Genomic DNA, 13,964 nt, shown 5'->3' with positions numbered 1-13,964 from the left:
CTCCCGCCGAAGGACGTCCGCCATGCTGAAATGGTCGGAACTCAAACGGACCTCCGACATCGTGCTGGCGGTCTGGCCTCACTACCGCCCCCTCCACGAACGCTGGTTCATGCAGGAGCTGGTCGACAAGGACGAACTTCCTCCGGTCTGGCGCGAGCGGATGGTGCCGGGAGAAAACGACACCGTGCGCGCTGACCACTATCCCGAACGCGAGACAGCGATCGCCGCCGCCCAGGCGCTCAACCCGGTCTTGAGCGCTGCCGTTTCTGCCCGCACCATGGATCCTGTCGCGAAGCGATCACTCGAACTGAAGATCGACAAGGCCCTCCAGGCCAAGCAGCGGCTGCTGGAGGAAGAAGTGCTGATGTTGCGCGAAGCCCAACGCCGGCATGCCGACGACGCGCGGCCGGACCCTTCCAGCCTGAAGCTCGCGCCGGAGTCCGAGCGCTATCGACAGGACCTCGCCGAACAACTGGCCGAGATGCCCTATCTCAAGGTCGCCAAGGTCGGCCGCTCGAACAGTCGATGGACTTATGCCCTGGTGTTCCTCGGTCTCGATGGCGCCTGGTCGAAGCCCTATCATGCTGGCGAAAAGGCTGCGCTCACGGCCGAGCGCGCGAAAATCGCAAATGGCTTTGATCTGAGCGCAACCGCCCACTGGGGAAAGACCAAGGCGCGGATCAGACAGATCCTTCTCCCCCGCGCCAACCAGTTGCTTCAAATGGCTAGTGTCCAGCGCCTCCTCGCCGAGGCCCTGGCCCGAGGCGATCATGTGCTTGTCTCCAACGGTATCGTCTTCTGGTACGAGCCGGAAGGCGGGATAGGCTGGCAGGTCAAATCGACGTCTTCGACGAAGGACTCCGAGGGCGCGACGATCTGGAAGGAAGGTACGATCCTCTCCACCAACCACGGTCGCCTCGTGGTGCTTCCCTATATCAAGGAGAATGGCGAGCCGATCCGGGGCCACACCAAAAACGGTCCCAATGATGGGCGCGCCTTGCCCCGCCATCCCGATCACTACGTCGAAATCCCGTTCTCGCTTTACGACGGCGATCTCATGATCGGGCTATTTGGGGAACTCCCTTACGAATGACGAAAATTGTGGCCGTTGCACCGCAAGGACACGGCCCGCTTTAAACCTATCAGGAAGGCAAACCGCGAATGACCACATGGACGTTAGATGATCTTCGCCGGCTCGACCTGAAATACGCGGAGGAAGGCATCCACGTCCATCAGCGGCCATTCCGTGCCGCAATGGAGCTTCTCGGTTCCAACTTCGTCATGGGGGTCGGCGGAAACCCCGAAGTCAAACGGATCATGGACACCTATACCGCCATGGTGCCCGAGGTCAGCACGAGCTGGCCTGGTGCTGGGATCGGTTTCGCTGCGTCCGTCGATCAGGTCCGCAAGCTCACTTTCCCGGTCGTGTTCGGCCAGGTGTCGCTCCAGCCCTGGCAGATAGCAGGGTTCTCTAGCGCCGAGGAATGGTGGAACTGGTGTAGGCAGGATAGGGCAATTGCCGGCGAAGTTTCTCTCGCGGACGCCGATCTCCACGATCTCACCAATGGTTTGAATGAAGTCGAACAAGTGAATCCAGCGGCGACCACGCTCTGGCGCATGGCGCGGTCCAATCTCGAAGATGTGGCGAACACCCTCCCGACGACGTTCAGCCATGACTCGGTAATCCAGCCGATCTGTATGGTGGCCGAACTTTCGATGAAGGCGGCTCTTGTCCGGGACGGTGTCGACCCGGATTCCTTCAGAAAGGGCAAGGACGGTCACAATCTGCCGACGCTTTCCCGCCGCATAGCGGACGCGCGCCCGCACCGCGATGACCCGCGCGTCCAAGCCGTCGTCAGCGCCCTGCCGCCATATGTCGAAAGCCGATACAAGCCGGCCGGATTGAAGCGGCTGCAGGTCGTCAAGCTTGCTTTGGGCGTGCAATTCATCGCCGCATCAAGCTTGCGGCGCATCGCCAGCGCTGATCTCGCGCTCCTGATGGAAACCGACGAATGGCCCGGCCCACGCCAACCATTCCTCATCTAAGGCGCGCGACACAAGCCGGAGAGAACCGAGAAATGACGAAGCACCCGCCACGATGGCAAGCGCACGCGACGAAAGGCTATGACGCCGCCATGTCCAGGCGCTGCGGACAGCTATTGACCGAGATCGTTGCAAATCACCATCGGCGACAGGCTATCTTGGCTGATCCGCTCGACCTGCATCGGGAATTGTTTGCGTCTTTCGCGCCTTCCGACCACCCCGAATATGCAGGCACCTATCGCGGCACGCCTGGCACTTCGCTCTTCGACCGGAGGATTTCTGCCGAGAGCCAACTCGAGCCGGGTAACGACTATGAATTCTGCCTGCCCGGCGAAGTGGTGTCGCGCATGGCCGAGTTGCTGAAGAACTCCCGAGACTTGCTTGCGGACACCAACGCAGACGACTTCGGCAGGCTGATCGCCTTGACCTACACCTTCTGTAAATCGGCGTGGCCTTTGACCCCAATCGGCGTCCAAGACTGACCCCACCCGTCGCGCCACAAGCTCCGCATTTTGCTCCAACTTTTGAGATGGCACCGGGGTCAATGTTGGACGCCGAAAGGGGGCAATATTCGGAGCCGAAACACAAGCGAGAGCATGTCGCTCCACCACGCGATCGACGATGCGCCAACGAACGCGACGGCGCCGGCTTCGAGCAATGTCCAGCCCATCGCACTGCGTCCGTCAGTTGCACCGAAATGGTGCCGGCGTTGCACGTATAGCATGTCCGGCGCTTTGGTCGCGATCAGGCAGAAACTCCACTTACCGGCTCTTTCGGCAGAGGCCTGGCCAAAGACATCTGCCAGTTCGGAATGTGATCGGACCTAATCTTACGTTGTGGCCAAGGCATCGTTCCACCCAATAGGCGGCTCTTGACCCCAATGTCGTAAGAACGAAAACGAAAGAAAAGGCACGCGGCTGTGCACAGAATTTGCACACGCCTTCCACTCAACTATTTGATCTACATGAACTCTCCACCCAATCCATCATGGGACAGACTCACACACCCGACATGCAGTGTTTCGATCGGAGCTAGCCATGCCGTACCTCAGATTCAAACCGCTCCGGTTTCGCACCAGAAACGACCTCGATGAAGCACAACGGACGCGATCGAAATCGAACGAAAACCCAACAAAATCGAAGACGATCGATATCCTGCTGCTCATAGCGATCTGGATGCAGGTTCGAGTCCTGGGGGGACAGCTTTTCGAAGTTGTCCTACGCAAATCGAATGTTATGGCACGTCTGGCAAGTCCTCTTTACGACTATGCGCACACAGCAGCATCGGGAAAGTTAGCAACAGGTCAGTAGATGACCAGCCCATCGGCCGTAAGATGCACGTCATCAGTTGCGGCAAGCAGCAAGACCAGCTCACCTATTCCATCGAACTCCTCAAAGCTCTTCCACTCACCGTAATTGCTCCAGATTTCCTCAACGGTCTTATCTAAATCAATCACGTGTTTTGCCAGCCAATTCCCGGACTGCAGGAATTCCTTGAACTTTGGCGCAAGATCAACGTCTTCACCCAGGCCATTCAGGTGTCCAAGGAGGTATGAAGCAAATGTGAGAAAGCGATCGTACTCTCCCGTGACAGCGTTGAAGCACTTCCAACCATCGCCATCGCCGCTGAAGGCATCCATTGCGGCTTCAACACGATCATCGAGCCCATCGAGTGCTGCGAAGAACGTCTCTTCAAAATGGGCTACCTGCTCGGGATAGAACGACGCGCTCAACCTGGTCGCCGCATATTCACACCAGCTTCCCCAACCTAGACCGAACTGGATGCGAGCCAGATCACTCCCAAAATTGTACGGCCTCTGCAGAAGACCGGGAATCGCGACATCAAATGCTGTACGGTCGTGAACGTGGCCACATTCGTGGGCAAGCTGGTAATAGACATGGGAGAAGCCCTCGCCCTCCCCGTCCATCAGGTGCATCAGGACGTTTGCATTGAATGCTAAATGAGTCTTGAGTACCCCATCACGGAACACGCCGGGTGCCATTGCGACGCCGTGCGCAATCTCAGTTGAAGCTGTCAGGACGTGTGAGGTCTCATATCCGCGGTCGATCTCGGTCAGAGCTTGGGCGTAATCATACGCGACGGTGACGCCGTCGAGGTCCTCCAAGTTCATCCGCGTGCCGATAAAGTTGATATAGGTTGCCGTCTTGTTGGCCAAATCCGTCGCCGTTTTCTCGTCAGCGAAGCCTTTCAGATGAAATGGAATGTTGGCCGGCGCGGTTGAGGTGGCCAGCAACTCCTCTATCGTTTGTTCTGGTGCGTCGCTCACGGTCCGCCCCTAACGAATCAGCGGATTCTCATCATATGAGAGCGGCCCTCAGTCGTCCCGCTCAAGGTTGCGGCGGAAGTTCTCCTCCGTCTCCTCGTCGTCGTCATACGTTTCTTCGAGGCCAGGATCATCGACAAGAAACTCGGCAGCGCCGCTCTCGTAATATTTCTCGACCTCGATGTATGCCTTGCCTAGGTCGTTGATCCAGACATGCAGCCGTGAACGCAGCGCACCCATCTTGCCGGACAATATCTCGTGGCCTTCCAAGTATCTGAAATCGAGCCAAGGCCACTTGTCCTGGAAGAATTCGCCAATCTCGGTTGCTGTGGTGGAAACCGGAAACACCAGGTCAGGCTCACCCTTGAAGTCATCGATGCCTCACGACGGAGTCGAACGCGATCGTCGAGCCGATCCATCCGAAGGCCCTACCGGTGATCCCAACGACCGACGAAGAGCGAGCAGTTTGGATGCGGGCACCGTGGGACGAGGCAAAGGTGCTGCAGCGGCCCCTGCCTAAGCGCCCCCCGATCACAATTGAGTCATTACATCGCAGCCAACCCTGCCGGTTTTACGCTGCGACTTTCCTCCTGCCGCTTCCACGACGCTTCCACGAGCGAAGTTTCGAACCAAAATCCGAGCAGCAAAAAGCCCTCGAAAACGAAGCGTTTTCAAGGGCTTGAAGCTTGGTTGCGGGGACCTGCAACCATCTCAAATTGCTGTTCGAAGCAGCGGCTTAGCCCTGTCGTTCAGTCGGCCCGTCTGATTCAATCAGAACAGGAAGAACTGTGAGTAGACCGCTGGCGTGACGAAGCGGGCACTCACGTCCGAGACTCTTACCGGGTCGGGAAGATAGGCAACCAGCCGTTTCGACTGCCGCGGCGGCTGTGCGACATCGGCATCGCCAATTTGCAGCCTGCCCGAATTCGGCTGGATAAAGTTGAGGAAGAGGATTGAACGCATTGCAGGAAAAACGCCGCGCACGACGTTCGCGCCGCGATGCGGCGTGCAATTCCTCATGGCTGTATCCTCCGTCGGCCCTTCGCCGAATGAGTTGGCTCTGCTGGGACCCCTTTCATTCATCCAGCTGAAGCCAGAGTCACGGGCTGAGATTGGCGCAGGTGCGCCAGTTGAGCAACGGACGATCGGCGGAGCTGGTCGGAGTTGCGTAGCCGATCGTCCGTTGCGTGAGGGAAGCTGCGTAGGCAGCAGGTGTCAGGTAGCCCAGCGCGGAGTGCGGTCGCGTCCGGTTGTAGGCGCCCACCCAGCGGGCGACGACGGCGCGGGCGTGGTCGAGATCGTAGAACAGCGTCTCGTTGAGGAGTTCGTCCCGCATCCGGCCGTTGAAGGCCTCGCAGATGCCGTTCTGCATCGGCTTGCCGGGAGCGATGAAGTGCCATGCGACGCCGGCCTCCTGGGTCCAGGCCAGCATCGCGTTCGAGGTGAACTCGGTGCCATGGTCGGAGACAATCAGGTCGGGCTTGCCACGCTGCCCGATGACCTCGGCCAGTTCGCGCGCCACCCGCCGGCCGGAGATCGAGGTGTCCGGGATCGCCGTCAGGCATTCCTTGGTGACGTCATCAACCACGTTGAAGATCCGGAAGCGGCGTCCCGAGGCAAACTGATTCGACACGAAGTCGACCGACCAGCGCGCATTTGCCCTCGCTTCGACCAGGATCGGCGCGCGTGTGCCAGTCGCTCACTTGCGCCCACGCCGTCGACGCACCGATAGCCCTTCCTCCCGGTAGAGGCGCTGCGTCTTCTTCCGGTTCACCACGTGCCCCTCATGGCGTAACAGCACGTGCAGCCGGCGGTAGCCGAACCGACGCTGCTCCGCGGCGAGTTCGCGCAAGCGAGCGCGAAGCTCGACGTCCGGAGGTCTGCGCGATCGATAGCGGATCGTCTTGCGATCAGCCGGGATCACCCGGCACGCCCGCCGCTCGCTCATCTCATAGGTGGTCACCAGATGAGCGACGGCTTCCCGTTTGGCGACGGGCGTTACCATTTTTTTCCCAGAAGATCCTTCAGCGCGACATTGTCGAGCATCGCGTCGGCCAGAAGCCGCTTCAGCTTAGCGTTCTCTTCCTCCAGGCTCTTCAGCCGCTTGGCCTCCGACACATCCATCCCGCCGAACTTCGCCTTCCAGGCATAGAACGTCGCGCTGCTGATGCCGTGCTTGCGGCAAACCTCCGCGGTCGCCACGCCCGCCTCCTGCTCGCGCAGAACGGCAATGATCTGCTCTTCCGTAAATCTCGATCGCTTCATTGTCCGGTCCTTCCACGGGTCCGGACTCTAGCTTCATTCGGAGGAAATCGAAGGGGTCACAACAGCTCCAGATCGCCGGCCGGTCTCCTGGCTCTTGGATATATCGCTCGTCCGCCTTCCCAGCCAACCACCGGCCAGTGACATCAAGGACGTCGTGATCCGCTTACAGTTGCGAGGGCAGCTGCGGCTCAGGGACGTCGTCCCGCACCGCATTCCCGTTTCACCCCTCTTGCGAGAGACACCTGTGACGCAGCGCATTAACCACGTTCAAATCGGGAGACACGATGAACAGACCGAGCCGTTCCGAGTCTGGAGAGACTCCAAACGAGTCGTAGTTTCAGGCCCTGGAGGCCTCCGGTGCAAAGCCGAAGGCCTCCCCGATCGCAGCGAGACGGGCGCCTATTCAGGACGGTGCCGCTTCATTCCGCACTGACTTGGCGGATCCGCTGCGCTGCTTCGACCATATTGACCAGCGCGCCTTCGACCTCGTCCCAGCCGCGAGTCTTCAATCCGCAGTCTGGATTGACCCACAACTGCCCATCGGACAGCCGCTGTCGCGCGAGTTGGAGCAGCGTGGTCATTTCTTCCACCGACGGCACGCGGGGCGAATGAATGTCGTAGACGCCGGGGCCGATCTCGTTCGGATATTTGTAGGTCTTGAAGGCGTCGAGCAGCTCCATTTTCGAACGCGACGTCTCGATGGAGATCACGTCGGCATCCATCGCGGCGATCGCGTCAATGATGTCGTTGAACTCCGAATAGCACATGTGGGTGTGGATCTGCATCTCGTCGTTGACGCCGGACGAACACAGCCGGAAACACTCGACCGCCCAGTCGAGATAGCTCTTCCATTCGGAGCGGCGGAGCGGCAGCCCCTCGCGCAACGCCGCCTCGTCGATCTGGATCATCTTAGCCCCGGCCCTCTCGAGATCGACCACCTCGTCGCGGATCGCGAGCGCGATCTGGCGACACGCGGTGCTGCGCGGCACGTCGTCGCGCACGAAAGACCAGTTCAGGATCGTCACCGGTCCGGTCAGCATGCCCTTCATCGGCTTTGCGGTGAGCGATTGCGCATATGTCCACCAATCGACCGTCATCGGCCGTGGCCGCGAGACGTCGCCGAACAGGATCGGCGGCCGAACGCAGCGTGAGCCATAGCTCTGCACCCAGCCTTCCTTGGTGAAGGCGAAGCCGGAGAGCTGCTCGCCGAAATACTGCACCATGTCGTTGCGTTCGAACTCGCCGTGAACCAGCACGTCGAGGCCTATCTTTTCCTGCCACTGGATCGTCCGGGCGGTTTCGCCGCGAAGAAACGTGTTGTACTCGGCGTCCGAGATCGTTCCCTTGGCATGGGCCGCACGGGCCTTTCGAACTTGGGCGGTCTGGGGGAACGATCCGATCGTGGTGGTCGGGAAAGGGGGCAGTCGCAAGCGCTGATGCTGGAGCGCGGCACGCGCCGCGAAGCCGCTGTTGCGCTGGGCCAGCGCGGACGTCACCGCCGCGGCACGGGTGATCACGGCGATGTCGTGCACCTTTGGCGACTTGCGACGTGTCGCGACCGCCTTCGCCGAGGCCGACAACTCCTCCTGTACCGCAGCCCGCTCGCCACTCAAGGCCTTCCCCAGCGTTGATAGTTCGCCCATCTTCTGCAGCGAGAACGACAGCCAGTTCTTCAGATCCAGATCGAGACCGGTTTCGAGTTCGAGATCGACCGGAACGTGCAGCAGCGAGCAGGACGGCGCCAGTTGAACGCGGTCGCTCCCTCGCTGCTGCACGATCGGTTCGAGGCGGTCGAGCAGATCGGGCAAGTCAGCGCGCCAGATATTGCGGCCGTCGACGACACCGAGCGACAGCACAAGATCCTTCGGCCCCTTGGCGACGACGGCGTTGATCTGTTTCGGTGCCCGCACCAGATCGAGATGCAGGCCTGCGATCGGCAGCGCCAGCACGGCGTCGAGATTATCGCCGAGCCCGCCGAAATAGGTCGTCAGCATCACGTCGAGATGCGGCAGCGCTCGCGCGATCTGTCCGTAAGCATGGTGAAACGCCAGGCGTTCGCGATCATCGAGATCGAGGACCAGCGCCGGCTCGTCGAGCTGAACCCAATCCGCGCCCTCAGCCGCGAGACGGCCGAGGATGTCGATGTAGACCGGCACCAGTTTCGGCAGCAGCGACAGAACGTCGAAGTCGGCACCCGCGCACTTCCCGAGCTTGAGATAGGTGACAGGCCCGAGCAGCACCGGACGGGTGTCGTAGCCGAGCGCCTTCGCCTCGCGATATTCCTCGAGCGGCTTGAGCGATGCGAGCTGGAAGCTTTGCCCGGCGAAAAGTTCAGGCACCATGTAGTGGTAGTTGGTATCGAACCACTTGGTCATCTCCTGCGCCGGGACGCCCTGCGGTGCAGAATCGCCGTGGTGATGACCATTGGCGCAACCATGCCCTGCGATTTCGGCTTGGGTGCCGCGCGCCATGGCGAAATAGGTAGCAAGTGAGACCGGGCCCCCTCTCCACCCATAGATCTCAGGGATCGCGCCGACCATCACGCTGGTGTCGAGGACCTGATCGTAGAGGGAGAAGTCGTTCGACGGAATCACACTGACGCCCCGCGCGTTCTGCCGGGCCCAGTTCGCCGCGCGCAACGCGGCTGCGACTTTCAAAAGGTCGCTTTCCGTCGATGTTCCGGCCCAGTAGCTTTCGAGCGCGAATTTCAGTTCGCGCCGCGGACCGATCCGCGGCGTACCGAGTGTGGCAACGGCAAGAGAAGTAGTAGATGTGAGAGAAGACATGGCTCAACCCCAAAATGTTGGGGGCAAGGCCTAGCGACGCGACGTGAATCCCCGAACTCCGCGAGCGCGGCGGGGCCACAAGCGCACCACCGGGGCACCCCGCCCGAGGACGTTTCGTTCGACGAGGCAGGTCTCCTGGCTCGCGGGTCGTCGCCTTCGTTCACCTTCCCGGGATCGCTCCCAGTGGCTTTGCTGAACGTCGGCTCGCCGCTGACAGTTGCGGGGGCAGCGCCGGCCTTGCACCGGCTTCCCTCTTAGCTTCGGGACGATCGTGCCCGAAGAACCTCGACGGCGATTACTATGGCGAGTGCCATCCAGCACTGTCAAGCGATCCACGCTTCGATCATCTCAACTAATTAGTTTCCCCCGCGCAAGGCGCGCAGCAGCAGTGCAGATAGATTCTGCCCTACCCCACCGGAGCTATCAGCTTCTGCCACTCGGGATGCAACATCGCCGCATCCGACAAGCGCTTCCGTCCATCGCCTATGATCACACCGGCGCCGGGGCGATCGATCTGACGATCGATGCATCCAGCGCTTCGAACCGATCGAGCCCGAGAGTTTCGTACAACTCGGCGCGGGTCTGCATGTCGCCGAGCATGGCCTGTGTCGAGCCCTCGCGCTGCAACGTGGCATAGAGTTTCTGCTGGGCCTTGTTGGCGACGCGCAGCGACGACACCGGCCAAATCACCATCCGGTAGCCCATCTGCTGAAACTCGTCGGCGGTGAAGAACGGAGTCCGGCCGAATTCGGTCATGTTGGCGAGCAGCGGCACGCCCGGCATCCGAGCAGCGAATTCGCGGAACATCTCGGCTGTGGTCAGTGCCTCGGGAAAGATCGCGTCGGCTCCGGCCTCGATGTACAGCCTGGCGCGCGCCACGGCGCCGTCGATGCCTTCGCTCGCCGCCGCATCGGTGCGTGCGATCAGATAAAGATGGCGGCGCGCCTTGGCCGCGGCGGCGACCTTGGCGGCCATATCGCGGGCATCGGCGAGCTTCTTGTCGTTGAGATGACCGCACTTCTTCGGCAACAGCTGGTCTTCGATATGAACCGCGCCCGCGCCAGCATCCTCGAAGGTACGGACCATGTGCATGACGTTGAGGGCCTCGCCGTACCCGGTGTCGCCATCGACCAGGGTGGGAAGGCCGCCTGCCCGCGCGATCTGCCGGATGAAGAACGCGACTTCGTCGACCGTGATCATGCCGAGGTCCGGCAGCCCCATCGAGGCGGTCATCGCGGCACCCGACAGATACAGCGCCTCGAAGCCGGCCGCCCGCGCCTGCAGCGCGGCCATACCATTGTGCGCGCCCGGCATCCGAACGATGCCGCCTCGCTCGATCAGCGCGCGGAACCGCACGCCTGCGGGGTCGGAGGGGAGATCAGCAGCAACGAGATAGGGCATGGTGTATCTTTCAGGCGTGACGGGATGACGGCGCGGGACCGCGTTGTTCGATCGGCACGAACAGGCGATTTTCTGGTCCGATGTAATTCGCAGTCGGCCGGATTATCTTGTTGTCCTGCCGCTGCTCGATGATGTGGGCGCTCCAGCCCGCCGTCCGTGAGATCACGAACAACGGCGTGAACAGCGAGGTCGGCACGCCCATCGCGTGATAGGAGATGGCGCTGAACCAATCGAGATTAGCGAACATTTTCTTGGATTCGTGCATCACCGCTTCGATCCGATCGGCGATCTCGAACATCTTCACCGACCCGGCCTCAACCGAAAGCCGTCGGGCAACCTCCTTGATGACGCGGTTGCGCGGATCAGCGATTGTGTAGACAGGGTGCCCGAACCCGATCACCACCTCTTTCGCAGCGACGCGGCGCCGGATGTCGGTTTCCGCTTCATCCGGTGTTGCGTATCGCTTCTGGATTTCGAACGCCGCTTCGTTGGCGCCGCCATGCTTGGGGCCACGCAGCGCACCGATCGCTCCAGCGATCGCCGAGTAGAAATCAGCGCCGGTCCCGGCAATACAGCGTGCCGTGAAGGTCGAGGCGTTGAACTCGTGCTCGGCGTATAGGTTCAAAGAGGTGTGCATTGCACGAACGTGGGACTCTCGCGGTCGCGATCGATGCAATAGGTGCAGAAAATGGCCGCCGATGCTGTCGTCGTCGGTCTCGACTTCGATGCGGCGGCCGGTGTGGGCGAAGTGGTACCAGTACAGCAGCATCGAGCCGAACGAAGCCAACAGCCGGTCGGCAATGTCACGCGCCCCGGGATGATTGAGGTCGCCCGCTTCCGGCAGAACGCAGCCGAGCGAGGATACTCCTGAGCGCATCACGTCCATCGGGTGCGCCGCCGCCGGAAGTGCTTCGAGGGCACTCCGCACCGCCGCCGGCAGCCCGCGCAGGCTTCGCAGTCTGGCCTTGTAGGTTGCTAGCTCCGCCGCCGTCGGCAACGCCCCGTGCACCAGCAGATGCGCGATCTCTTCGAACTCGCAGGTCTCCGCCATGTCGAGAATATCGTAGCCGCGATAATGGAGATCGTTTCCGGTCCGGCCGACCGTGCACAGCGCGGTGTTGCCAGCGACAACGCCGGACAATGCCACGGACTTCTTCGGCGGAGCACTGTGACGCGCATTTGCGTGTTCTGTCATTGTTGCCTCCCTTGTCTGCTGAATTGGTCGTCCCGCTACGATGCCGGCTTCCAGTCGAAGATGCCGGTCGCAGGCGCGGCTCCGAGCCGGGACGGCGCCACCGCAAAGCTCAGACCGCTCAGTTCGGCCGAGGTCAGCGACGGCAGTCGCTCGACAAGGTCGAGAAAGCGGTCCTGCTCCGATCGCTCGACGATGCCGTCCGCCAGGGTGCGGAACTTGCCGACATATTGCTCGCGTCCGAACGGGCGACGGCCGAGCGGATGAGCGTCGGCCACGGCGATCTGGTCTTCGACCACGGAGCCGTCGTCGAGAGTGACGACGACACGCGCACCGAACGCCTTCTCCTTGGGATCGCGGCTGTGATAGCGCCGGGTCCATTCCGGATCCTCGACCGTCGAGACCTTGTGCCACAGCGCCACCGTGGCGGGCCGCGCCGCCCGCTCCGGTGCGTAGGAGCGCTCGTGATGCCACCCGCCGTCTTCGAGCGCGACGGCGAAGATGTACATGATCGAGTGATCGAGCGTTTCGCGGCTGGCGCTCGGGTCCATCTTCTGCGGATCGTCGGCACCGGTACCGATTACGTAGTGGGTGTGATGGCTGGTGTGCAGCACGATGCTGCTGATCCTCGACAGGTCCGGCGCGCGCTCCCGCAGCAGCGGTCCCATCCGGCGCGCCAGATCGATCAGTGCCTGGCTCTGATACTCGGCCGAATGCTCCTTGGTGTAGGTTTGCAGGATGGCACGCTTGGGCTCACCCTGCACCGGAAGCGGAACTTGGTACTTCGCCTTGGGGCCGCCGAGCAGCCAGGCGATGAAGCCGTCCTCGCCCTCCCAGGCCGGCGACGGCGCACTCTCGCCGCGCATCACCCGATCCACCGCTTCCACCGCCATCTTGCCGGCGAACGCAGGCGCGTAAGCCTTCCAGCTCGAAATTTCGCCTTTGCGCGATTGCCGCGTCGTCGTGGTGACGTGCAAGGCCTGCTGAACCGCTTGATAGATCACCTCGGCCGGCAGCCGCAGCGACGTTCCGATGCCGGCCGCCGCCGATGGACCGAGATGCGCGATGTGATCGATCTTGTGCTCGTGCAGGCAGATGCCGGTGACGAGGTCGACCTGAATCTCGTAACCGGTGGCGAGACCGCGAACCAGCGCTGCGCCATCGAGACCGCAATGCTGCGCCACCGCCAGAATCGGCGGAATGTTGTCGCCGGGATGCGAATAGTCCGCCGCCAGATAGGTGTCGTGGAAATCGAGTTCACGCACCGCCACACCGTTGGCCCACGCCGCCCATTCGGGCGAAACGCGCCGGTCCGGCGCCAGCCCGAACACCGTCGCGCCGGCGCGATACGGATGTGCCGTCGCTTGCGCACGGGCACTGGCGACCGGGCGGCGCGCGATCGACGCAGCCGCGACCGCGGCATTGTCGATGATCCGGTTGCCGATCATCTCCTCCACCGCGGGCTCGACCGCGACCGGATCGGCAGCGACCTCCGCAATTTTCCAAGCGAGCTGCTCGGTGCGGGGTAAGCGGTCGGCAGAACGGGCGGTTCGGACGGTATGCAGCTTCACGAAATCGTCTCCTGGGTGGTCGTCGTCGGTGAAGAAACTTGGATGGGCGTCGGTCTGCCGGCCTTGTCGACGGCGACCATTTCGAACGAGCCGCGGACTGCGAGTTGCCGGGCACCGGAAATCAGCGCCTCGCTGACGACATCGACCACCACGGTCATCGACGAGCGTCCGACCCGCACCACGCGGGCTGTCAGTTCGACCAGATCGCCGACCTTGACCGGAACATGAAATTCAATCTTGTCGGATGTCGCCATCACGATCGGCTGGCGCGCTCGCCGGGTCGCCGCGACGAACGCGGCCTTGCCCATCAGATTGAGCGCGTTGCCGCCGAACAGCGTCCCGTAGTGATTAGCTTGCTCCGGGAAGATCATCTCGACGAAGCGCGTCTCTGGCGGCGCATCGAAACTTGTCGCACTCACGGC

At 61.8% G+C, this 13,964-nt stretch carries 11 protein-coding genes, 2 pseudogenes and 2 riboswitches; of the genes and pseudogenes, 4 read left to right on the top strand and 9 right to left on the bottom strand.

All coding sequences use genetic code 11. From position 1 onward, the window contains the following. Positions 1 to 22: 22 nt before the first annotated feature. From BMY71_RS14680 to BMY71_RS14670, 3 genes are all read left to right on the top strand, one after another. Complete coding sequence (locus BMY71_RS14680; protein ID WP_092684669.1) at positions 23 to 1,093, top strand: hypothetical protein; 1,071 nt, start codon at positions 23 to 25, stop codon at positions 1,091 to 1,093. 68 nt (positions 1,094 to 1,161) lie between these two features. Then, positions 1,162 to 2,046, top strand: coding sequence for a hypothetical protein (locus tag BMY71_RS14675; RefSeq protein ID WP_092684668.1), 885 nt, complete (start codon positions 1,162 to 1,164; stop codon positions 2,044 to 2,046). A 32-nt stretch (positions 2,047 to 2,078) separates the two neighbouring features. After that, complete coding sequence (locus BMY71_RS14670) at positions 2,079 to 2,525, top strand: hypothetical protein (RefSeq protein WP_139202645.1); 447 nt, start codon at positions 2,079 to 2,081, stop codon at positions 2,523 to 2,525. Between the two features lie 821 nt (positions 2,526 to 3,346). On the opposite strand, the gene BMY71_RS14660 is transcribed toward BMY71_RS14670, so the two are convergent. Both BMY71_RS14660 and BMY71_RS14655 read right to left on the bottom strand, forming a co-directional pair. After that, positions 3,347 to 4,330: a hypothetical protein gene (locus BMY71_RS14660; RefSeq protein WP_092684662.1), complete on the bottom strand. Its 984-nt coding sequence runs from the start codon at positions 4,328 to 4,330 to the stop codon at positions 3,347 to 3,349. A gap of 48 nt (positions 4,331 to 4,378) precedes the next feature. Further along, the gene (locus BMY71_RS14655; RefSeq protein ID WP_092684660.1) at positions 4,379 to 4,675 is read right to left on the bottom strand and encodes a hypothetical protein; all 297 of its coding nucleotides are present in this window, start codon (positions 4,673 to 4,675) and stop codon (positions 4,379 to 4,381) included. A 32-nt stretch (positions 4,676 to 4,707) separates the two neighbouring features. Here BMY71_RS14655 and BMY71_RS25285 point away from each other — a divergent pair. Beyond that, a pseudogene (locus BMY71_RS25285) lies at positions 4,708 to 5,010 on the top strand (hypothetical protein); the annotation flags it as partial. Between the two features lie 88 nt (positions 5,011 to 5,098). On the opposite strand, the gene BMY71_RS14645 reads toward BMY71_RS25285, so the two are convergent. The 7 genes and pseudogenes from BMY71_RS14645 to BMY71_RS14615 all read right to left on the bottom strand — a co-directional run bounded on the left by BMY71_RS14645 (position 5,099) and on the right by BMY71_RS14615 (position 13,913). Then, complete coding sequence (locus tag BMY71_RS14645; protein WP_139202644.1) at positions 5,099 to 5,347, bottom strand: hypothetical protein; 249 nt, start codon at positions 5,345 to 5,347, stop codon at positions 5,099 to 5,101. Between the two features lie 79 nt (positions 5,348 to 5,426). After that, positions 5,427 to 6,592: pseudogene (locus BMY71_RS14640) on the bottom strand (IS3 family transposase). Positions 6,593 to 6,652: 60 nt separating this feature from the next. Then, positions 6,653 to 6,853, bottom strand: a riboswitch (cobalamin riboswitch). 158 nt (positions 6,854 to 7,011) lie between these two features. Then, positions 7,012 to 9,378, bottom strand: a complete 2,367-nt coding sequence (gene metE, locus BMY71_RS14635; protein ID WP_092684657.1) for a 5-methyltetrahydropteroyltriglutamate--homocysteine S-methyltransferase — start codon at positions 9,376 to 9,378, stop codon at positions 7,012 to 7,014. Positions 9,379 to 9,486: 108 nt separating this feature from the next. Further along, a riboswitch (cobalamin riboswitch) is annotated at positions 9,487 to 9,681 on the bottom strand. 186 nt (positions 9,682 to 9,867) lie between these two features. Then, positions 9,868 to 10,779, bottom strand: a complete 912-nt coding sequence (prpB, locus tag BMY71_RS14630; RefSeq protein ID WP_092684655.1) for a methylisocitrate lyase — start codon at positions 10,777 to 10,779, stop codon at positions 9,868 to 9,870. Between the two features lie 10 nt (positions 10,780 to 10,789). Beyond that, entirely contained in the window at positions 10,790 to 11,974 is a 1,185-nt protein-coding gene (gene prpC, locus BMY71_RS14625) for a bifunctional 2-methylcitrate synthase/citrate synthase (RefSeq protein WP_092684653.1), read from the bottom strand. A 35-nt stretch (positions 11,975 to 12,009) separates the two neighbouring features. Then, positions 12,010 to 13,542, bottom strand: coding sequence for an MmgE/PrpD family protein (locus tag BMY71_RS14620; protein WP_092684651.1), 1,533 nt, complete (start codon positions 13,540 to 13,542; stop codon positions 12,010 to 12,012). After that, a complete protein-coding gene (locus BMY71_RS14615; protein ID WP_092684999.1) occupies positions 13,539 to 13,913 on the bottom strand; it encodes an acyl-CoA thioesterase in 375 nt (124 codons plus the stop codon). Before BMY71_RS14615 ends, BMY71_RS14620 begins: the two co-directional genes overlap by 4 nt. Positions 13,914 to 13,964: the final 51 nt, after the last annotated feature.

The organism is Rhodopseudomonas pseudopalustris, from assembly GCF_900110435.1.
Taxonomy (GTDB): domain Bacteria; phylum Pseudomonadota; class Alphaproteobacteria; order Rhizobiales; family Xanthobacteraceae; genus Rhodopseudomonas; species Rhodopseudomonas pseudopalustris.
Note: the sequence above shows the minus strand (reverse complement) of the source record. Positions and strands in the feature narration are given on the sequence as shown.

Excerpts from the sequence above, each read along its gene's own strand:
- prpC (WP_092684653.1), bottom strand. The coding sequence starts at position 11,974 with ATGACAGAACACGCAAATGCGCGTCACAGTGCTCCGCCGAAGAAGTCC.
- BMY71_RS14675 (WP_092684668.1), top strand. The coding sequence starts at position 1,162 with ATGACCACATGGACGTTAGATGATCTTCGCCGGCTCGACCTGAAATAC.
- prpB (WP_092684655.1), bottom strand. The coding sequence starts at position 10,779 with ATGCCCTATCTCGTTGCTGCTGATCTCCCCTCCGACCCCGCAGGCGTG.
- metE (WP_092684657.1), bottom strand. The coding sequence starts at position 9,378 with ATGTCTTCTCTCACATCTACTACTTCTCTTGCCGTTGCCACACTCGGT.
- BMY71_RS14615 (WP_092684999.1), bottom strand. The coding sequence starts at position 13,913 with ATGATCTTCCCGGAGCAAGCTAATCACTACGGGACGCTGTTCGGCGGC.
- BMY71_RS14670 (WP_139202645.1), top strand. The coding sequence starts at position 2,079 with ATGACGAAGCACCCGCCACGATGGCAAGCGCACGCGACGAAAGGCTAT.
- BMY71_RS14680 (WP_092684669.1), top strand. The coding sequence starts at position 23 with ATGCTGAAATGGTCGGAACTCAAACGGACCTCCGACATCGTGCTGGCG.
- BMY71_RS14645 (WP_139202644.1), bottom strand. The coding sequence starts at position 5,347 with ATGAGGAATTGCACGCCGCATCGCGGCGCGAACGTCGTGCGCGGCGTT.